The organism is Anaerovibrio lipolyticus (assembly GCF_021531495.1).
Taxonomy (GTDB): domain Bacteria; phylum Bacillota; class Negativicutes; order Selenomonadales; family Selenomonadaceae; genus Anaerovibrio.
Map to the genome: position 1 here is coordinate 1 of NZ_JADYTY010000032.1, position 21,257 is coordinate 21,257.

Below are 21,257 nucleotides of genomic sequence, written 5' to 3' on the forward strand. Positions count from 1 at the left end.
TTGAGGAAGAAATGCTTGCAGTACTTACTGCATAAAGGTTCGCCGGGTGTTCAACTTATTATTGCAATTCGGGGGATTTCCCTATATCTACAGTTGGTAAAATATTCCCTCTGAACATCCCAGCAACAGGCAAGGCCTGGATGTTAACTCCATATGTAAAGCGGTTGACAAATTGCTGTTCTCTATGTAAAATGTTAACTATATGCTGTACTTAAGTTAACAAGGAGAGTTACCTATGGATATGTTGAAATTAGCTGAGGAAATTATTGCTGGCCGCCGTCTTACCAGACAGGATGATTTGCAGGCCTTCCTTACCTGCGATTTGCATGAACTGTGTCAGGGAGCAGACAAAATCCGGGCTGCTTGTGTTGGCGATCATGTAGACCTATGCTCCATTATTAATGGCCGCAGTGGCAAATGCCCAGAGAACTGCAAGTTCTGTGCTCAGTCTGCCCACAATCATACAGAATGTCAATCTCATCCCATGCTTAGCACAGAGGAAATTCTGGCTGCTGCCCGCATGAACGAAAACGAAGGTGTACATCGTTTTTCCATTGTAACAGCTGGCAGAGCCTTGACTGGCAAGGAATTCGATGCTGCTATTGAGGCCTACAAAACCATGAGCAAGGAGTGTAATATAGAACTGTGCGCTTCTATGGGCTTTTTGGATGAGGACCAGCTTCGCCGTCTCAAAGAAGCAGGGGTTACCAGCTACCATCACAATATCGAAACCTCCAAGCGTAACTTTCCTAATATCTGTACTACCCACACCTACGATATGAAGATTGCTACCCTGAAACTGGTAAAGGAAATAGGTATGTGCGCCTGCTCCGGTGGAATTATTGGCATGGGTGAAACTTGGGAGGATCGATTGGATATGGCCATCAGTCTGGCAGAGCTGGGCATTGATTCCATTCCTTTGAATGCCCTAATGCCTATTCCAGGCACACCTTTGGAGCATTTGGAGCGGTTGACAGAAGCAGATATTCTAAGAACCGTAGCCTTTTTCCGCTATATTAACCCAGAGGCCAATATTCGCTTAGGTGCTGGCAGAGCCCTCCTCACCAATGACGGAGAGACCGCTTTCCGAGCTGGTGCCTCTGCTACCATTACAGGCAATATGCTGACCACTACAGCTTGTGCTACCATTCGCAGTGACAGAAATATGCTTACAGATATGGGTAGAGACATTACACCGCCATATCAGGTACAATAACAAGCTTATACCCTTGGCAGGATAGCGAGGACATCTCCAACCTCCTGATACATATATTATAGAATAGAAGGCGTAAACATGAGTAAAGGAATTTTTATTACAGGAACAGGTACTGACATTGGCAAGACCTATGTTACCGGCTTGATTGTCAAGAAGCTGGCTCAGGCAGGCTGTAAGCCAGCCTACTACAAGGCCGCCATGAGTGGCAACAACCGCCGTCCTGATGGCTCCCTGATACCAGGAGATGCTCTCTTTGTCAAGGAATGTGCCGGCATAGAACAGGATTTGGACTCCATGTGCCATTATGTATACGAAAATGCCTATTCCCCTCACTTGGCTTCCCGCATTGAGGGACATCCTGTAGAAATGCAGGTGGTAAGGCAGGGCTTCTACTCCCTTGTTCCCCAGTATGATTATATTACTGTGGAGGGCAGTGGCGGTATTCTCTGTCCTATCTGCTTTGATGAAGCCAAAATCCAGCTGGAAGATATTATCAAGGATTTGCATCTTTCCTGTATTATGATTGCTGATGCAGGCCTTGGCACCATTAACAATGTGGTGCTGACCTATGAATACATGAAAACCCATAATTTACCTGTAAAAGGTGTTATTTTCAACAACTACCATCCAGGCAATGTAATGGAAGATGATAATATCCGCATGTGTCAATACATGACCAACCTGCCTGTATTGGCCAAGGTTCAGCCGGGAGATACCCAGTTGGATATAGATGTGGAATTATTGAAAAATTTGTATGATGAGGTGAAATAAATGATCTGGTATCCATACCAACAAATGAAGCATATGAAGGAACCCTATAATATTAAGGATGCGGAAGGGGTTTATCTCTACACCAAGGACCAGAAGCTAGTGGATTCTGTTTCCTCCTGGTGGTGCATGATTCACGGCTACAAGCATCCTGAGCTGACTGCTGCCATCAAGGAACAGGCTGATAAATTCTGTCATGTTATGCTAGGCGGTCTTACCCATGAGCCAGTACAGAAGTTGTCTGCCAAGCTGCAGGAGTTCCTGCCGGGGGATTTGGACTACTGCTTCTTCTCCGATTCTGGCAGTGTGGCTGTTGAGGTATCCTTGAAAATGGCCCTGCAATACCATGTAAACAAGGGCAATCATCGTCCTCTGGTGCTGGCCCTAAATCGTGCTTATCATGGAGATACCTTCAAGGCTATGGAGGTAGGCGATGATGATGATTACCATTTTGCCTTTGAGCAAAAGGATGGCGTAGACCAGAAAAAGGGCTGTATTCATATTCCTACCACTATTCCAGCTCTGGAGGAGGCCTTCCAAAAATATCATGACCAGTTGAATTGCTTTATTGTGGAACCTCTGTTGCAGGGTGCTGGCGGTATGCAGATGTATGATATTTCCTTCCTAAAACGGGCAAGGGAGCTTTGCAACCAATATGATGTGCTGCTGATATTCGATGAAGTAGCTACCGGCTTTGGCCGTACTGCTCATCGCTTTGTGGCTGATGTGGTACTGCCTGATATATTGGTATTGGGCAAGGCTCTTACAGGGGGCTATATCGGTCATGCCTGCACCGTTGCCAATCACAAGGTTTATGAAGCCTTCTACAGCGATGATGACCGCAAGGCTTTGATGCACGGCCCAACTTTCATGGGCAATGCTTTGGCCTGTGCTGTTTCCCTGAAAGCCATTGAGATTTTTGAACGTGACGATTATATGTCCAAAATCAAAAACATTGAAGCCATTACCCGTCGGGAACTGGCAGATTTTCAGGATGAACGTATCAAGGAAATTCGTATTATGGGTGGCTGTGCCTGCATTGAGGTAAAAGACCCTGCTGTATTGACAGGCTACCAGCAATTTGCCTATGAACGGGGAGTATTCTCCAGACCATTCCTGTCTTATATGTATTCTATGGTACCATATGTAATAGAAGAACCAGAGTTAGTGAAGATATTTGATACCATGAAGGCCTGGTTCCGCCGCTAAATTTTAGCATCTAATATATTTCCATAAAAAAGGAGTTATGACACAGCTTATGCCATAACTCCTATTTTTAATTCATTTTCCACCATATAGCAGGACGAATACCTCCACGTACATCTCTTACATAGCTGTATTTGCCTGTTAAATAGCTTATGCCCTAATGATGGCGCATATTTTGTACAGGAATATTGGCTACCAAAGCAACAGAATCCTCTACATTTTCCAGAGAAATTTCCATATCGCTTTTATTGATAACCATGTATTTAGAAATAACCTGAATGATATCATCCCGCAGCTTTTCCATTACCTCTGGTGATACACTGGCCCTATCCTGAATCAAAACCATCTGTAATCTTTTTTTAGCAACCTTGCCTGATTTTTCCTTTTTAAACATGCTAAGCAATGAATCCAACATACCCTGACCTCCTTACATTCCAAAAGCCTTTTTCAGGCGGGTAAAAAGACCATCCTTCTCGAAAGTCATAAAAGGTACTTCCTCACCTAAAATGCGACGAACAATATTGTCATAGGCTCGACCTGCCTGAGACTTAGGATTACCTACCAATGGCTCACCACGGTTGGCAGAGGTTACTACCATTTCATCATCAGGTACCTGGCCAATACACTTGATGGACAGAATATCATCAATATCGCTCATATCCATCATATCGCCGCTTTCCACCATCTGAGGACGGATTCTGTTAACAATCAGGCTGATATTATCCTTTTCAGCCCGGCCCAGCTCGCCGATAATCTTGTCTGCATCGCGAACAGCGGAAACCTCTGGCATAGTTACTACAATGGCTCTATCTGCTGCAGCAATAGCGGTTTTGAAGCCCTGCTCAATACCTGCTGGGCAGTCAATAATAACGTAATCATATTGCTTGCGCAGCTCATCGCAAAGAACCATCAACTGGGCTGGATTTACCGCAGATTTATCCTTTATCTGAGATGTAGGCAGAAGGAAAAGTGTCTCGTATTTCTTGTGACGAACTAGAGCCTTCTTGTAAGGAACTCTGCCCTCGGTTACATCTACCAAATCATACATAATACGATTTTCCAGCCCCAGCAGCAAATCCAAATTGCGCAAGCCTGTATCTGTATCAATCAGAACAACATTTTTGCCACGCTTTGCCAAGCCTACCCCCAAATTGGCAGTGGTAGTAGTCTTACCTACGCCGCCTTTGCCGGATGTAATAACAATAACCTCACTCATCTGTATAAATCCTACCTTTCTATTGGTTCTATAACAATCTGACCATCCTTGATATATGCCTTCTCTGCATATTGGCTTACTTCCGGTTCATCCGGTGAGCGAGCTATGAGATTGGCAATACGAATCTGCATGGGCATCAGTCTATCTGCCACTACAAAGGCTTGATAATCCCCCATTGCGCCTGCGTGAACAATACCACGACAGTTTCCCCTTACATCAATACTCCCCACAGCTACCAGCTTGGCTCCAGGATTTACGTTACCGCAAATCATCAAGGAACCCTGAGAGGTAATTTCCTCTCCATTGCGGACAGTTCGGTTAATTACCTTCATGACCTGCTGGCAATCTCCCTCATTTCTCCCGTTATTTGGCTGAGATATAGCATTATCAGCGTTAGCATGACCAGTATTTGGTCTCACTGCCCCAGTTGACACCTTTTTTGTACTATCTGCCAAATCAAGCCCCTTGCTCTGCAAATAGCTTCCCAAGCCCTGACGTACAGATTTATGCAAATCTGCCACCACCAGCTGGAACTTGGTTCCCTCTGGGAAAAATTCTGGATGCTCCGCCAGCTTCCGTTCCAATTCTTCCTGAACCTGAGTCAAATCTGCTGAGCTATCCACCATTAACTGAAAGCCATTGGATACACCCTTTATTTTTATCAAATCTCTGGCCACACTCTCCACCTCATCTCTTATTACCGCTTCTCTGCTGCCGCCTTGGCCTTGGCTTCAGCCTCTGCTTTGGCCTTGGCAGCCTGGGCTGGATCCACTATATGGAAAGCAGCATCTAATATTTTTTTGCCAATTGGCACAGCAGACTGGGAACCATAACCACCCTGCTCCACAATAACCGCTACGACAATAGTAGGATTGTCAAAGGGGCCATAAGCTACAAACCAGCCATGATCCCGGCCGTGAGGATTCTCTGCTGTACCGGTTTTACCAGCTATTTCCACTGGATAATTCTTGCCGAAGATAGAAGCTGCTGTACCATATTTAGTAACCTGATGAAGGCCGCTCTGTACCAAGCGGATAAATCTATCCTCTACATCCAACTGGCCCAAAAGCTCTGGCTTGAACTTCTTCACCACGTTGCCATTAACATCTACAATACTGTCTACCAGATATGGCTTAAAGCGTTTGCCGTCAGCCGCAATCTCTCCCATAATAGAAGCTGCCTGTATAGGAGTTACCAGATTGAACCCCTGCCCTATAGCTGCGTCAAAGGTTTCTGCCAAGTACCAATCCTCTTCAAAAACTCGCTGTTTGTAAGCCTTGCAGGCCACCAGCCCCTCAGACTCATAAGGCAAATCAATACCGGTAAGCTTGCCCATGCCAAACATCCTGGCATAACGCTCAATAATATCAATTCCCAGACGATTGCCCATTTCATAGAAATACACATTATCAGAATGAGCCATAGCCTGTTCAAAATTCAACCAGCCCAAAGCCTCTCCGCCAGCATTACCCTTAGGTATAATCCAGTGATGACCAGAGTCGAAAATCTTTTCCTCTGGTGTCACCTTACCCTCAGACAAAGCCGCTGTACCTGTAATAATCTTAAAGGTAGAACCTGGTGGATATTCACCTGTAATAGCCTTGTTATCCATTGGATAATAAGGATTATTGTTAATAACAGCCCAATCCTTGCCAGAAATACCATTAACAAAGAGATTTGGATCAAAAGCAGGACGACTGACAATAGCCAGCACCTCTCCCGTCTGAGGATTCAGAGCCACCGCTGCTGCTGCATGGGCACCAATCTGAACTAGCTGTTCATCAACAGCCTTCTCTGCTGCTGCCTGTATATCCAAATCTATGGTTAAATGAAGGTCGTTGCCGGGAATAGGATTCTTTTTCCCCAGCACCTGAACAGGCTTGCCAGTAACATCTACCTCTACCTGCTCGCCGCCATTGGTACCGCGAAGATACTGGTCATAGATTTTCTCCAAACCAAATTTACCAATGATATCGCCGCTTTTATAGCCTTCATCCTTTTTCTTTTCCAGCTCTGCATCGCTGATTTCACTTACATAACCATAGGCATGGGCACCCTGCTGGTGATAAATATAATCTCTAATAGGCAAAACCTCTACCACTACTCCAGGATACAGATCCTTCTGCTCCGCAATAATGGTAGTCAGCTCCGGCCCTACATCCGTCTTAATGCGAATAGGATCAAAGCCAACATGGCTATCAATTTTTTTGTGGATATCCTCCACCGGTACATTGAGCAATGTGGAAAGCCTGCTGATAACTTCCTCCGAAATAGGCTCTGTTAAAGGCAGCAGGGACACTGTAAAACCAGGATGGTTAGTAACCAGCAGCTTGCCGTTACGGTCATACATAGTACCTCTAGGCGCCACTGCCGGTACTAGACGTATCCGATTGCCATCAGCCAAGCTGGCATAATAGTCACCATCATATACCTGCAAATAACCCATTCTGGCAATCAAAACAACTATTACCAGCACCACAACTACACTTAAAGCCTTCAGACGCCCACTAAAAATATCCTTATCTGTCATGCACATCTCCCAGCCAATCTATAAAACAACAAAATGTGGCAGTCCTTCTGCCACATATTCAGCACAGTTCCTTGCCAAACTGTGCTATTTCTTTTTTGATACAAATTCATCCATTCTATGAACCATAACATGCACTGGCCATGCAAAAATAACATTATAGCACAGCATGGGCAAAAGCTTCATCTGTATATGAGCCACAGGATAGAAGCCATAGCCTAATAACACGATTATCAACTCATGAATGCAATAGGAAACCATAGTTCCCACGCAGGAAGCAACAATCGGCAAAATAAAGCTATCCCGCAGCACCCTGTTGGAAAAAGTTCCACAGCCAAAGCCCACCAGCATATTAATAAATATATTCACACCTAAAAAACTGCCAGTGGCCAGATCCTCAAAAAGACCTAGTAAAAAGCCCATAAAGCTTCCCAGCTTATTCCCTTTGAGAAAGGCGTAAGAAATAGTCAGCAAAAGCAGCAAATCCGGCCCTATACCATGAAAGAATATCAATGGCAGAAAGGAGGATTGCAACACATATAGCCCCAAGGCCATTACCAGCCAGCCCAAGAAAATATTCATAACTATTTATCCTCTGCCTTTTCTCCATTGATGAAATTGCCATCCTTGTCAGTTTCCGTCCCCGGAGTCTGGACAGGTGGTGTCAAAGGTGCAGGCGGTGCCTCTCTGGAGGCTGTAATAACCAACACATCCTCCAGCTTTTGGAAATCCACCACAGGCTTCAGCACAGCAATCTTCAATAAACCGCCGCCATCATCCTCCAAGGAATCCACCGTTCCAACGGCAATTCCCTTGGGGTAGATACCTCCAAAGCCAGAAGTAATAACCATATCCCCCTCTACCACATCAGAATTTTTGGGGATATTAATCATATTAGGTGTCATGGCATCTGCAATGCTTCCCTGTACAATACCAGCCACCCTTGACTCAGGGCGCTGAATCAAGGTACCTACAGAACAACGGGGGTCCAAAATAAGCTGTACCTTGGCTGCATTAGGAGCAACCTCCGTAACAACACCAACCAGTCCCTTTTCTGTTACCACAGGCATATTTTTCGCAATACCGTCGCTGGTTCCCTTGTTGATAACAATCATACTTGTCCAGGTAGCCTGCTCCCGGCCTATAACCTGGGCTGCCTCCAAATCAAATTGGCTGGCAGCCTGCTTGTAGCCCAAAAGATTACGCAGTCTCTCATTTTCCGCGGCATACTCACTGGCAGTCAGATTTTGCTGTCTTAGCTGAACTACCTCGTTTTTCAACAGCTCATTCTGATAATAAGCAGATACCAGTTCCCAGATAGACGATGTTACACCGTTAATCTGATAGCCCGCCCAGGATACGGCCCGCTGAAAAGGAGCCAAGGCCCCTGTCGCTGCTATACTGCCTAAAGGGGCAGTAAATCTGCCCCTGGCTGCAAAAAATATAATCACAAAGACGCTTACTGCCACGAAAACCAGTAACCATATAGTCCGATGTGAATTTTTATCCCGTCGTACCCTGTTCATTTTATCTCAACTTCTTTGTAGTCATAACAACACGCTTCAACAGCTCAATGTTCTCCAAAGAACGGCCAGTACCCTCGCCTACACAGGACAGTGCATCCTCAGAAACCAGGACAGGCATGCCGGTTTCATGGCTCAGCAGCTTATCCAGGCTGTTCAGCAGGGAGCCGCCACCCGTCATCATAATGCCATGATCCATAACATCAGCTGCCAGCTCAGGCGGAGTCTTTTCCAATGTGCCCTTTACAGCATCCACAATTTTGTGTACAGGCTCGCTGAGTGCTTCACAAATCTCGCTGGACTTAATCCGTACAGTCTTTGGCAGACCGCTAACCAGATCACGACCGCGAATATCCATAGTCTTATCCTGATTTGGATTTGCAATGGCAGTACCGATATTAATCTTAATCTCCTCAGCAGTGCGCTCACCAATCAGCAGGTTGTATTCACGCTTGATGTACTGAATAATGGAAGAATCCATTTCATCGCCACCAATGCGAATGGAACAGCTGGTAACAATACCACCCAAAGAAATAACCGCAATCTCAGTAGTACCACCGCCAATATCTACAACCATGGAGCCAGTAGCCTCCTCTACAGGCAGGCCTGCACCAATAGCTGCTGCCATTGGCTCCTCAATGAGATAAGCCTCTCTAGCACCAGCCTGCTGAGCTGCATCAATAACAGCCCGCTTCTCTACCTCAGTAACACCGGAAGGTACACCAACCACTACCCGAGGACGAACGAAGGACTTGGTATTCATAGCCTTGCGAATAAAATATTTCAGCATAGCCTGAGTTACATCAAAATCTGCAATAACTCCATCCTTCATAGGGCGAATAGCTACAATGCTGCCTGGAGTACGGCCAATCATACGCTTTGCCTCGTCACCTACAGCCAAAACATCCCCAGTATCACTCTTTATTGCCACTACAGAAGGCTCACGGAGGACAATGCCCTTGCCCTTAATATGAACCAATGTATTTGCTGTTCCTAAATCAATACCCATGTCGTGGGACAAACCACCAAAAAGATTCCACATGTTAAAAATTTCTCCCTTCAAAGATATACCGTTGCCATATTATATATACAGCAATCTTTATTTTATCACACCTTTTTCTTTTAGGGAAATATATTTATTATTTCCTAAAATAATATGATCCAGCACAGGAATATCCATTAGCTTTCCTGCCTCCACAATTCTTCTGGTAGTAGCAATATCCTCCTTGCTGGGAGTTGGATCTCCGCTAGGATGATTGTGCACCAGAATCATGGAAGCCGCTGTTTGCTGAATTGCCGCCTTGAACACCTCTCTAGGATGAACCACTGAGGCGGTAAGGCTGCCAATAGAAATAACCGGCATAGATAAAATATGGTTCTTTACATTCATTAATATTACTGCAAAATGCTCCCGTTCCTCATATTTGAATCTGGGGAAAGCATATTCTGCAGCATCCTCTGGACAGGTAACTATCAATTTTTGCTTGGCACTATGGGCAGCCATGCGCCGCCCCAGCTCCACCGCAGCCATTAATTCCGCGGCCTTAGCTGTTCCTATCCCCTTCATTTGACCTAGCTGAGCAATAGACAGCCTAACTAGACCGCCGATACCATCCGGACCGCATTGTTTCAGCACATCCCCAGCCATATCCAAAGCAGATTTCTCGCGAAAACCGTTCCTAAGCAGGATAGCCAAAAGCTCTGCATTGCTCAAAAAACCTGGCCCTAAAGCCAAAAGCCTTTCCCTGGGCCTTTCCTCAACTGGAAGATCCCTCACCATTGCCATATAAATCAATCCCCGCTTTCTGGGCAAGACCATATAGACAATGAAGCGGCAAACCTACGACATTGGAATAGGACCCTCTAATTTGTTCAATAAACACAGCAGCCCGTCCCTGAATACCATAAGCACCAGCCTTGTCAGCGTGCTCGCCGGTAGCAAGATAACGGTCTATTTCTGCCGGAGAAAGCGGGGCAAAATCTACCTCCGTCGTCTCATATGCCTGCCAGATCTTATTTTGCCAAGCAATAGCTATACCAGTAGACACCTGATGTGTTCTGCCGGATAGCCTTGTCAGCATTTCTCTGGCCTGCTCCTTGTCCCTAGGCTTACCAAATATATCATCATCAAGACTAACCACCGTATCCGCTCCCAGCACCGGCATATCCGGATAAAGAGCTGCTACGGCTGCCGCCTTGAGATAAGCATTTTTCTCGACAACTACAGATGGCTGTAGCCCCTGACAATCCACTTCCTCAGCCTGACTAACTTCTACTCGAAAGCTGCAGCCGATCTGCTGTAAAAGTTCTCTCCGTCGCGGTGAAGCAGATGCCAATATAATCATGGATAATTCCTCCCCTAGATTATGACAAAATTGAGATTTTATCGCTATAATGTCATATAAAATCCCTCCTAACATAATAAAAGACTCTGAGCAAAAAATCAAGTCACTCAGAGTCTTATTTTTACTTATTTTCTAGGCCTAGCCCATCAATTTTTCGCCTTCTTGCCAGAGGCAAAGCAAGGGAAAATCATTAACAGCTTACCGGTCAGATAACTGGCCAATAAGGACAGCAAGGATACCATGATATATTTTACATAGGCTGACCAATCAAACTGGACAAAATACCAGGCGATTAACATAACCAGTCCCATATGGGTATAATACATATTATAGCTGTTAGCAGCCAGCTCTCCTAGGAATTTATTGGTATAATCCAACTGAGACTGGAAGATGGCCAAAAGCCCAAATACAGCAGACAAAACAAATAAAATATGTATAGCAGCCTTAACAATCATATACTGCTCCATACTGGCAGCAGTCTGTGCTCCCATAATGCAATAGAATAAATAGGCCACACTGGTTACAATAAAGGCTGGCAGCCATTTAGTTGGATCCGCCTTGTAACCACCCTGGGTAAACCACTGATGGCGCCAAGCATAGGCCCCTAAAAAGAAATACAAAGGATACAATAAAACTCGGCTAGGCTGAAATACCAGTACAGGCCAGATAAAGGTCCACAAATCGTTGTTGCCACCGGCATACATATAGCCTCCCACAGTGCAGGCAAAGCTCAAAATTGTAAAACCCACAAAGAGCTTGGCTCCCGGTATGGAGGCAGGCAGCTGTTTCCTAAAATCCGGCTTTAGCTTGCAGAATACATAAAGCATAATGTACGAGTATGTCAGAAGCCCTAGATACCAATATTGCACATGACTAAAGCAAGGGCCAAAAAGAAACAGTTTAAAGAGATAATCATGGACATAGTCCATAGGAATGCCACGGCTGGCAAACATGATAAAGGTTACAGGCGGAGCCAGAATAACTACACCAGCAATCCAAGGGATAATTATCCGCACCAGCTTGCTTTTCCAGAATCTGCCATCTGTCTGCTTCACCAAGGACATTAAGCAAAAATAGCCTGAGATGAAAAACATCACCGGCATGATAAAAATATCTGCCCACATAACCAGCATGGTAAAGGAAAACTGCGGATCTCCCTTGTCCACTGTGTACCACCATTCTGGTGCATAAGCCATGTAGCACAGAGCTACATGAAAGACAACCATCAGGCAGACAATAAAAGCCTTTAGATTATCGAGAAAAAAAATACGCCTTTTCTTTTCTTCCATAGAGATTCCCCCTAAATTTTATTTTCCATGACCTTATTAACTATTTTTCTTTTGTCTTTTTTCGTAAATAATAAATCCCAAAATCATTACAGCTGCCAGAACCAAGGAGAATACCAATCTATGGGGATTTTCTCCGGCAGTTACTGCATCATGGCCTATCATGGCTTCAATAGCTGTAGATGGCAGCTTGCCGATAAGGGCAGCAATGGTAAATTCTTTGAAACTCAGTCGGCTTACAGCACCCAAGGCATTCAGCAGTCCTGATGGCAAATAAGGAATAACTCTGGCTATCAGCATAATCCGAAAGCCTCTTTCCCCGCTGAAATCATCAATCTTTTGCAGGGATTTGTGCTTGGATATTACATCCTCCGCTGCATCCCGAAACAAAAATCTCAACAGGACAAAGCTCATAGCACAGCCTACCGTTTCGGCAATCCAAGCCAAGGCAATACCTGGCACAATGCCAAAAATCAAGGCATTGGCAGCAGAAAAAATCATAGCTGGCGGAAAACCTATGGCATTGACACATAGTACCAAAAAGAAACTGAATACCATAGCCCAAGCCCCAAAGGAATTGATATAGGCAGCAATACGATGCATATCGCCACTAAGGCATACATCCCACAGCTCCCCCCAGAAAGCTGGGTTTAAAACATAAACAATGCCAAAGAGCAGACAAAGACCTGCCACTGCCCCTACCTTTATAGGCCATGTAGATTTTGTTATTTTCATGCTATATATCTCCTAATCATTTAATTTTAGAAATATTATAGCACAATTAATCCTTATGTACACGTATAGCATCCCAGCTCATGTTAAAAAGCCAATCATACCATATCTGCTCAGGAGTATTTTGCCAAATTTCCGACTCTTCTTGGTAGCAAGAAACTGCTCGTGAACCAGAATTTTATCCCTATGATCCCGACCCAGCTGAATCATGCGTCTGGAATACTCCTGAAAGCAATCCTTAACAGGCTGACTCATATCAAAACCATCAACAAGATATTGGCAAATATATTCCTCAGTATAGGCAAATAACTCCTTCAGCAAAACTTCCTTGCTGGCAAAATAAACATAAATATTTTATTTCTTTTTTCTATACTTGCTTGTCTCATGCCTAAAATTATAACCGATTGTTCAGTCGGTATCAATATGTATGTTAAAATTTTACTAATAATCAATAGTAAACGCGCTTATTTTATCTCATATTTTGACACCATATCCCCATATGTGATAAAATAAATAAAAATTTTATCAGAAAGGTTGTGAAATTTTGAAAAATAAGAAATCCGGTATGACAGCGATTTTAGCACTGTTACTTCTCCTGATAACCTCAGTGGCTTCTGCCAATGATAGCGGCGAAGTAGATTTCTCCAATGCCAGAGTCATAACCGTGGAAGCCTATGCCTACAGTCCCCAGGATCCAGGCATGGGAAAATACACCGCCTCCGGCACTCTCCTCCGCAGGGGAGTTATTGCCGTAGATCCTAATTATATACCTATGGGCACTTCCGTTTTCATTCCAGGCTATGGTGCAGCCGTTGCGGAGGACATTGGCTGGAATATTCAGGGCAATACCATTGATATTGCCTTTGACACCCATGAGGAGGCCATCTGGTTTGGCCGCCAGTTTATTGAAATCTATTTGCTTAATTAAATAAGCTTTTCTGACCTTGACAGGAACCAAAGCAAACAAAAAGGCTTGCGTAACAGGAATCTTCCTATTACACAAGCCTTATTTTTATGTTTTAAAACATATCCCTTTTCCACAACAGTACACCGCAGACAGCTGCAAAAGCACCAGCAAAAAAGAAAATATACCAAAACGCAAAAGGAGTTTCCTCCATAGGTACTGGCACATTCATACCAAAGAAGCTGGAAATAACTGTAGGAATAGCCAATAAAATGGTCACTGAAGCTAGGAATTTCATGACCTGGTTCAGATTATTGGAAATAATCGAAGAAAAGGTATCTGCCAGCCGTCCCATAATCTTGCTGTACATTTCAACCATTTCCCGAGCCTGCTTGTTCTCGATAATAACATCCTCCAGCAGATCCTCGTCCTCCTCGTAGTATTTCAGCATAGGCTGCATGGAGGTAGTTGTACGAAGCCGCATCAGCTTGTCCAATACAGCGCCATTGGATCGCAAAGATGCATTAAAGAAGGTTAGGGCCTTCTGCAGCTCCAACAGCTTTAGAATCTCCTGATTGTTCATGGAATGTCTCAGCTTGCTCTCAATTTCGTCAGACTGATTGCTAATCTGACGCAGATACCGCAAATAGAAGGTAGCTGTTCTATAGAGAATCTGAAACAGAAATCTGGTTTTCTTGAAAGTGCGGAACATCCTGGCTGTCTTTTCATTAAAGTAAGACAATACCGGTGTCTCCTCCAAGCATACTGTAATGATGTATTCCTCTGTAACAATGATAGCCAAAGGCAAGGTATCATAGCTGCCTGTATCCCGCACCACTGGCACATTGGTCAAAATCATAACATTGTCGTCCTCTATATCAATATGAGAACGCTCTTCATCATCCAAGGCGGAACGAAGGAAATCCGGCTCAACCTCGGTAAGATTCCCCACAACCTTCAACTCATAAGGTGTAGGGTCTACAATATTAATCCAGGCACCGCTTTCCAATGTTTTCAGGGTCAGCTCCTGTAAAGGGCCGCTGTCCAAAGACTTATAAATCTTCAGCATTATAAAATTGCTCCTTTCAGTACGGGGACTCTATCCAACATCATACCAAAATCAGCAATCCCAGACTCTATATAGCAAGAAAAGGCATGACAAGGGATACAGTCCCCCTATTTAATTTAGGCGTGTCCCTGGGTTCAGGTCCTGCGTCCATTGCCATTCACCTCACATTTATCCATAATTTAAATCAATACCATAAAGATATTACTACCTAGACATTGCTTTAGTCAAGGGATTTTATTTCCTATCCTCCAAAATATACTGCTGGGGAATGTTCTTTATAAACCTGCACACAGCATGCTGTCTTTCCGCCACAGAAGTAAGGAAAAGCCGGCGTCTGGCTCTAGTAATAGCCACATAGAACAATCTGGCTTCTTCCGTTACATTGTCCTTTTTCAGGGCAATTCTCGTAGGAAAAACTCCCTCCTGCAAACCAGTTAGAAAAACAGTATCAAATTCCGCGCCCTTAGCCTGATGAATAGTAATAATCGGAATCTTGGGATGCTCCTTCAGCATCAAATCCAACTCCGTATCAGACATAGCAGTCAAACGCAAAAATTCCTGCAAGGCATCATAGGTATCCTCCTGAACCACCCTATCCGGCAGCTGCATAAGCTCCCGACTATAACGCACCAGCTGGCGCAGATTCTCCAGACGAGGCTCCTCCTTGGCATAAAAGCTGTTGATTCCCAAGGACATAATCACCTCTACCACCAGCTTAGGCAAAGGTAGTGCTTGAATTTTGTTTCTCATTTCATCAAAGGCTTTAGCCAAGGAACCAAATAGATTTACATATTTGCTGAGATAACTGCGACGAAGATCCCTATCTAGCAGAATATTTTCCCTTACAGCATGAAGCAAAATTTCTCCCGTAGCACATATATCATCAAAAGCATCATGAGATGATTTGTGCTGTACATGAAAAACCTCTCCTAGATATTCCAGCTTATAATTGGGCAGCTGTGGATAAAAACGGCGGTAAATATCCAAGGTATCATAAAAAGCCGGTATATCCAAGGGAGGCAATCCCAACCGTCTCAGCTGGCTAGCCAATATAGTCAAATCAAAAACCACATTATGGCCCACAATGACGCTTCCCTGAGCAAATTCACAAAAGCCATGCAATGCCTCACTAGGCTCTACACCATTCTCCTGCAAATAGGCATCACTAATATGGTGCACCTGCTCTGACAGACCAACAGATTTGCCTGCCCGAAGATACCGGACAAATCTAGCTATTTCCTGCCCCTGCAAATCCACCTTAATGGCGGCAATCTGGATAATTTCATCTCTAGCCGTATCCAGCCCTGTAGCCTCCACATCAAAAACCACCACCTGGCCACACTCCAGCTGGCGAAGCAGCATTTCGTATGGCTCTGCATATTTCTGAGTGGAAGGATGAAGCAAATCTGTAATCCTGATACCTGCCTTTTGATATTCCTCAGACTGAATCCTGGCAATAGTAGCTGGGCCAATACGGCGGCCAAAACGCTTCAGAAGTCTCAACATACTGCTGCTATCCTGGGGATTAATCAGCAGTCGCAAAGCCGCCACCACATCCTTGATTTCCTGTCGACGGAAAAATTTGAACTCATCCACCAACATAAATTCCAAGGGAAAATCCTGCTGCTCCCTCTGACCAGACTGATACTGCTGTCGCCTTTGCTCCATAATCTGAACAAAAGCTTTAGATAATTCCTTGGCATACCAATTGGCTCTGGTCAAAATACACACCTTGGACAAATCCTCTGGCTGTAGCTGCTGCAGCTTTTCATAAATCCAACTAGCCTCCACCTTGGTACTCCACAGTGATTTATGCACTACCAGCTCCCCTGGAGTACTATTCACAGGCACCGCATCCTCTGGAAACAAACCTGCTACCTGCTGCGGGAAAGTATTCTTCAAATAGCCAAAACCCGCCAACAACAAATTAGCCGTTGACCGATAGTTTTCATTAAACACCACCAGTCTAGGCTTGTAATCCTTGACATAACTTTGATTTATAAAAGTAGGGTCCGAACCTCGCCACTCATAAATGGTCTGAAAAATATCACCACACAAAAGAAGATTGCTGCTGCCAAACATTCTTGTCAGCAGACTATATTCCAGCCGGCTAATATCCTGCACCTCGTCTACGCACCAGAACTTGAACCGATTCTGCCAGACTTTGGCCACTTCATCCTGCTGTAACAGCCTATAGGCTTCATTGATTAAATCATTGAAATCCACAGCATGATTCTCTCTTAGCATATCGTCATACTCCTTGAGAATCTCACCACAATGAGCATCAAAAATCATTAAAATATTTTCCAAGCCCTTGGCTGCATCTGCCAAGCGCTGGGGATTTTTGTCCTTCAACCGCAATATTACCTGCTCATAATCTTCCTCTGGATGCTGGGAGAAAAGATTATACTCTCCTCTATATTCCTTCACCAGATTTATCAACTTCTGAAATACACTGGCCTTTTCGCTATTAACATATTTCAGATTGGCAATCAATTCCAGACAATCCGTCTCGTCAAAAACCCCAAAGTCACCAAAAATATCACTATCCTGTCTGGCTGCCCAGCGCAGAATCTCATAGCAAAAACCATGAATTGTCTTGACCATAACATCCACAGCAGCTCCTCCAGCTATGAAATTAATACGGTCCTTCATTTCATTACAAGCCTTGTTGGTAAAGGTCAAACAGACTATTTCCTCTGGCTTAGCCAGCTTTTTGTCCAATATATTTTCAATTCTGTAGGCCAAGGTATTGGTTTTGCCCGTGCCGGCAGAAGCCAGGAGCAGAATATTCTGCTCTAGCTCCTTTGCTACACTTTGCTGCTTTTGATTCAAACCATGAAAATTCATTTTTATTTACCATATTCTGCGGCCAGCTTCTTAAAGGCTGGCAAGGAACGGCGGATGGTGTCCTCCTTGATGCAGTACGCAGCCCGGAAATAACCAGGACAACCAAAATCAGAACCAGGCACCAACAGCAAATCATATTTCTTGGCTCGCTCACAGAAAGCTCTATCATCTGCCTCCAAAGCCTTTGGGAACAAATAAAAAGCTCCCTGTGGCTTCTGACAGCTAAAACCAGCCTCCAACAAACCATTATACAACAGATTGCCGTTGCGCTCATAGGCAGCAATATTGGATGGCTCATCCACACAACGTGCCACCACCCGCTGGAACAGAGAGGAAGCATTAACATGAGTCAGAACTCTAGCCGCACCAGCAATAGCACCATAAACCATGCCAAAATCTGCCACCTCATCAGGCACAGCAATATAACCAATACGCTCACCTGGCAGGGATAAGGACTTACTCCAGGAATAACATACCAGCGTGTTTTTATAATATTTAGGAATATAAGGAACCTGCAGGTTGCCATAAACCAGCTCACGATATGGCTCATCGGAGATGATAAAGATAGGATGACCAAATTCCTGAGACTTGGCCTTCAGAATATCTGCCAGCTTTTTGATAGTTTCCTCGGAATAAACAACGCCACTAGGATTGTTTGGGCTGTTAACAATTACAGCTTTGGTCTTTGGAGTAAGCATTTCCTCAAATTTATCAAACTGAATCTGGAAATTCTCAGTATTAGCTGGTACCACCTTCAGCTTAGAGCCTACAGATTCTACAAAACAACCATATTCTGGGAAATATGGGGCAAAGGTAAGGAACTCATCATCCGCCTCATCCTCATGGAGAGCCTTGAAGCAAATAGTAATGGCCGCAGCCGCACCACTGGTCATAAAAAGATTTTTGCCAGCAAAATTGGTGCCAAAACGGCGGTTAATGCTTTCGGCAATGGTCTGACGAACCTGAGGATCACCAGGAGCAATTGTATAGCCGTGAAGAGTACAGCTATCAACAGTATTCAGAATATCTATAATTGCAGTTTTTACAGCCTCTGGCGCAGGCACATTAGGATTGCCAATGGAAAAATCATAAACATTTTCCTCCCCTACCTCAGCGGCTCTTTTTCTGCCATATTCAAAAATCGTGCGAATAGTAGATTTTTTTGTACCCAAGGTATGCATCTTTTCTGAAACCATTTTCAACCATCCTTTATTATAAATTTTTCATGAATCAAACTAAAAAATCAAATTCCCCTGCCTAAGCAGACAAACAGGATATCCAACTATGATTATACAACAATCCCTGGAAAATAGGTAGGGCGATTGCGCCAGAAAGTAAAAGATGACGGGGAAAATCCCCGCCATCCAGTAAATCATATAATGTTTTGCTCTGATTAGAGGCGACCGTTCTTCTCGAAGAAGTCCAAAGCAACCTGTGGGAACAAAGCGTAGGAGAGAACATCCTCCTCTGGAATCTCATCCAGAACCTTGGCAATCTGAGAATCACGAACCTGCTCGTAGATATCTGCATCAACGCTAGCCAAGCTTGCCTTGATACCAGCCAGCTTCTTCTCAACCTTCTTGGCAGCCAGCTCCTTACGGAAATCAGCCATCTTAGGTGCCTTAGCATCTTCAACAGCACAGTCAGTAATCATTTCCTCAGGCTTAATCTTCATAGCAGCCAATACCTCTGGCTTAACTGGCTTTGGAGTCTTACCAAACTTACCGCGAGCCAGATCACGAACCTCATTAGGAACCATAGAATAACGAGGCTGACCGTTAGCCTGCATAATTACATTCATGGTAGCCATAGTACCAACAATCTGAGAAGATGGAGTTACCAATGGAGGGAAGCCCAGATCCTCACGCACACGAGGCATCTCATCCAACAGCTCCTGATACTTATCAGCAGCACCCATAGCCTTCAGCTGATTTACCAGGTTGGACAGCATACCACCAGGAATCTGGAAATCCAAAACCTTTGGATTTACATCGAAGTAACCAGGCAGGTTGAATTCCTTCATAATATCCTTCTTAACCTGCAGGAAATGCTTAGCAATAGGATCCATAGCCTGACGATCCAACTTGGTATCTCTCTCAGTACCCTCCAAGGTAGCTACCATAGTTTCAGTACATGGCTGGGAAGTATCGTTAGCCAATGGAGACAGAGCGCAGTCAATAATATCTACACCAGCCTCAATAGCCTTCAGATAGGTCATGGAACCAAAGCCGGAAGTGTAATGAGTATGCAGCTCAATTGGCAGATCCACAGCAGCCTTCAGCTTGCGAACCAGATCCTCAGCTACATAAGGCTTCAGCAGACCAGACATATCCTTGATGCAGATGGAATGAACACCCATCTCCTGCAGCTTTTTGGCCAGCTCTACGAAAGTTTCATTGGTATGGAATGGACTTACAGTATATACAAGACAGCCCTGTACATGTGGCTTCTCCTTTGCCTTCAATGCTGCATCAATAGCTGTACGCAGATTAGTAACATCGTTCAGTGCATCAAAAATACGGAATACACCAACACCATGCTCAGAAGCCTTTCTTACGAAAGCACGAACCACATCATCAGAATAGTGGTTGTAGCCCAGCAGATTCTGGCCACGCAGCAGCATCTGGATAGGAGTATTCAGATGTGCCTTCAAGGTATCAAGACGCTCCCAAGGATCCTCATTCAAGAAACGCAGGCAAGTATCATAAGTTGCACCGCCCCATGCCTCAAGAGCATTGTAGCCGATTTTGTCCAGGGCAGAAAGCATTGGCAGCATCTGCTCGGTACGCATACGTGTTGCTAAAAGGGACTGATGAGCATCACGCAATACGGTTTCGGTAATCTTTACAGGACCAAAATTTGTTGCACTAGTGGACATATAAAACATCTCCTTAAACATAAAATATACTTACTTTATAACCCCGAAAAACTCCAATGTTACCCCTAACAATCTCTATAAATCAAGTATAAAGTCTTTGGATTTTATTGTCAACAAAAACTATAAATAACACTTATTTTTTCATAATTTGTATAACAAATCGTCTCCTCGAAAGAACAAAATTTCAATTGTGTTAAAATTAAAACATATCCGTGCTCTATTAGCACAAAGAATTAGTTGGTCTTTACTCTAAAAGTCCTAATAACAGCAAAATATCAAATTATTTCAAGAGTGACATAACTTTTTATTTTTTTAGAATCCATCACAGCTTTATATTACTTGGCAAAACTTACTATTGATCAACCTTATCTACAATTTCTATTCTATCCAGCACATTTTTCATATTCTCTCGAAAGCCTATCAGATAAGCCTGACGCAGCTCTGCCTGGCGTTCCTTTTCCTCCGGAGTCAAACCTACAGACCTCTGCTTTCTTGATAGTTCATTAATTTCATTTATCAATTCTTTTGTAATCATATATTACTCCTAATATAACAAATTGCCCGATATCCCCCATCTTGGCCACACCATCTAAAAGATACAAGGACATCTTCTATAATTTAATGGTTATATTTAAACTTCCCACACCGTAAAATGGTGAGTTCCGGGTGTGTCAAGAACTTTGTGTAAAAAAGTTTAGTAGATTACATCATAGTGCTTCATGAGTTTCGCCATACGT

General features: G+C 44.0%; 20 protein-coding genes and 1 pseudogene. 4 read left to right on the forward strand and 17 right to left on the reverse strand.

Annotated features, from left to right (window positions below; translation table 11 throughout):
- Positions 1-235 precede the first annotated feature (235 nt).
- The 3 genes from bioB (at position 236) to bioA (ending at position 3,193) form a co-directional block, all read left to right on the forward strand.
- On the forward strand, positions 236-1,216 hold the full coding sequence (gene bioB, locus I6E26_RS09460) for a biotin synthase BioB (RefSeq protein WP_235321626.1): 981 nt from the start codon (positions 236-238) through the stop codon (positions 1,214-1,216).
- Positions 1,217-1,294: 78 nt separating this feature from the next.
- The gene (gene bioD / locus I6E26_RS09465) at positions 1,295-1,987 is read left to right on the forward strand and encodes a dethiobiotin synthase (RefSeq protein WP_235321627.1); all 693 of its coding nucleotides are present in this window, start codon (positions 1,295-1,297) and stop codon (positions 1,985-1,987) included.
- On the forward strand, positions 1,988-3,193 hold the full coding sequence (gene bioA, locus I6E26_RS09470; protein WP_235321628.1) for an adenosylmethionine--8-amino-7-oxononanoate transaminase: 1,206 nt from the start codon (positions 1,988-1,990) through the stop codon (positions 3,191-3,193).
- A gap of 154 nt (positions 3,194-3,347) precedes the next feature.
- Here bioA and minE read toward each other — a convergent pair whose 3' ends face one another.
- The 12 genes from minE to I6E26_RS09530 all read right to left on the reverse strand — a co-directional run bounded on the left by minE (position 3,348) and on the right by I6E26_RS09530 (position 13,140).
- Positions 3,348-3,605: a cell division topological specificity factor MinE gene (minE, locus tag I6E26_RS09475; RefSeq protein ID WP_235321629.1), complete on the reverse strand. Its 258-nt coding sequence runs from the start codon at positions 3,603-3,605 to the stop codon at positions 3,348-3,350.
- Positions 3,606-3,617: 12 nt separating this feature from the next.
- Positions 3,618-4,406, reverse strand: coding sequence for a septum site-determining protein MinD (minD, locus tag I6E26_RS09480; RefSeq protein ID WP_235321630.1), 789 nt, complete (start codon positions 4,404-4,406; stop codon positions 3,618-3,620).
- Positions 4,407-4,417: 11 nt separating this feature from the next.
- Positions 4,418-5,083, reverse strand: coding sequence for a septum site-determining protein MinC (minC, locus tag I6E26_RS09485; protein WP_235321631.1), 666 nt, complete (start codon positions 5,081-5,083; stop codon positions 4,418-4,420).
- Positions 5,084-5,103: 20 nt separating this feature from the next.
- A complete protein-coding gene (gene mrdA / locus I6E26_RS09490) occupies positions 5,104-6,936 on the reverse strand; it encodes a penicillin-binding protein 2 (RefSeq protein WP_235321632.1) in 1,833 nt (610 codons plus the stop codon).
- Between the two features lie 84 nt (positions 6,937-7,020).
- On the reverse strand, positions 7,021-7,515 hold the full coding sequence (mreD, locus tag I6E26_RS09495; protein WP_235321633.1) for a rod shape-determining protein MreD: 495 nt from the start codon (positions 7,513-7,515) through the stop codon (positions 7,021-7,023).
- A 2-nt stretch (positions 7,516-7,517) separates the two neighbouring features.
- Positions 7,518-8,459 carry a rod shape-determining protein MreC gene (gene mreC / locus I6E26_RS09500; protein WP_235321634.1) on the reverse strand — a complete coding sequence of 314 codons (942 nt, stop codon included), beginning with the start codon at positions 8,457-8,459 and terminating at the stop codon, positions 7,518-7,520.
- A 1-nt stretch (position 8,460) separates the two neighbouring features.
- Positions 8,461-9,498 (reverse strand): rod shape-determining protein, encoded by a 1,038-nt coding sequence (locus I6E26_RS09505; RefSeq protein WP_235321635.1) that lies wholly within the window; start codon positions 9,496-9,498, stop codon positions 8,461-8,463.
- A 57-nt stretch (positions 9,499-9,555) separates the two neighbouring features.
- Complete coding sequence (radC, locus tag I6E26_RS09510) at positions 9,556-10,236, reverse strand: RadC family protein (protein WP_419179923.1); 681 nt, start codon at positions 10,234-10,236, stop codon at positions 9,556-9,558.
- Positions 10,214-10,801, reverse strand: a complete 588-nt coding sequence (locus I6E26_RS09515) for a Maf family protein (protein WP_235321637.1) — start codon at positions 10,799-10,801, stop codon at positions 10,214-10,216. The genes radC and I6E26_RS09515 overlap by 23 nt, the downstream gene beginning before the upstream one ends.
- Positions 10,802-10,947: 146 nt before the next feature.
- Entirely contained in the window at positions 10,948-12,090 is a 1,143-nt protein-coding gene (locus I6E26_RS09520) for an acyltransferase family protein (RefSeq protein WP_235321638.1), read from the reverse strand.
- Between the two features lie 36 nt (positions 12,091-12,126).
- Positions 12,127-12,822 carry a TVP38/TMEM64 family protein gene (locus I6E26_RS09525; RefSeq protein ID WP_235321639.1) on the reverse strand — a complete coding sequence of 232 codons (696 nt, stop codon included), beginning with the start codon at positions 12,820-12,822 and terminating at the stop codon, positions 12,127-12,129.
- A 78-nt stretch (positions 12,823-12,900) separates the two neighbouring features.
- A complete protein-coding gene (locus tag I6E26_RS09530; RefSeq protein WP_235321640.1) occupies positions 12,901-13,140 on the reverse strand; it encodes a hypothetical protein in 240 nt (79 codons plus the stop codon).
- A gap of 331 nt (positions 13,141-13,471) precedes the next feature.
- On the opposite strand from I6E26_RS09530, the pseudogene I6E26_RS09535 reads away from it, so the two are divergent.
- Positions 13,472-13,747, forward strand: a pseudogene (locus tag I6E26_RS09535) (3D domain-containing protein); the annotation flags it as partial.
- 91 nt (positions 13,748-13,838) lie between these two features.
- Here I6E26_RS09535 and I6E26_RS09540 read toward each other — a convergent pair.
- The 5 genes from I6E26_RS09540 to I6E26_RS09560 all read right to left on the reverse strand — a co-directional run bounded on the left by I6E26_RS09540 (position 13,839) and on the right by I6E26_RS09560 (position 21,055).
- A complete protein-coding gene (locus I6E26_RS09540) occupies positions 13,839-14,792 on the reverse strand; it encodes a magnesium transporter CorA family protein (protein ID WP_235321641.1) in 954 nt (317 codons plus the stop codon).
- Positions 14,793-15,026: 234 nt separating this feature from the next.
- Positions 15,027-17,642, reverse strand: coding sequence for a 3'-5' exonuclease (locus I6E26_RS09545; RefSeq protein ID WP_235321642.1), 2,616 nt, complete (start codon positions 17,640-17,642; stop codon positions 15,027-15,029).
- 2 nt (positions 17,643-17,644) lie between these two features.
- A complete protein-coding gene (locus tag I6E26_RS09550; protein ID WP_235321643.1) occupies positions 17,645-18,838 on the reverse strand; it encodes a pyridoxal phosphate-dependent aminotransferase in 1,194 nt (397 codons plus the stop codon).
- 197 nt (positions 18,839-19,035) lie between these two features.
- Positions 19,036-20,520 carry a pyruvate carboxylase subunit B gene (locus I6E26_RS09555; RefSeq protein WP_235321644.1) on the reverse strand — a complete coding sequence of 495 codons (1,485 nt, stop codon included), beginning with the start codon at positions 20,518-20,520 and terminating at the stop codon, positions 19,036-19,038.
- 352 nt (positions 20,521-20,872) lie between these two features.
- Positions 20,873-21,055, reverse strand: a complete 183-nt coding sequence (locus I6E26_RS09560) for a DUF896 domain-containing protein (protein WP_235321645.1) — start codon at positions 21,053-21,055, stop codon at positions 20,873-20,875.
- Positions 21,056-21,257: the final 202 nt, after the last annotated feature.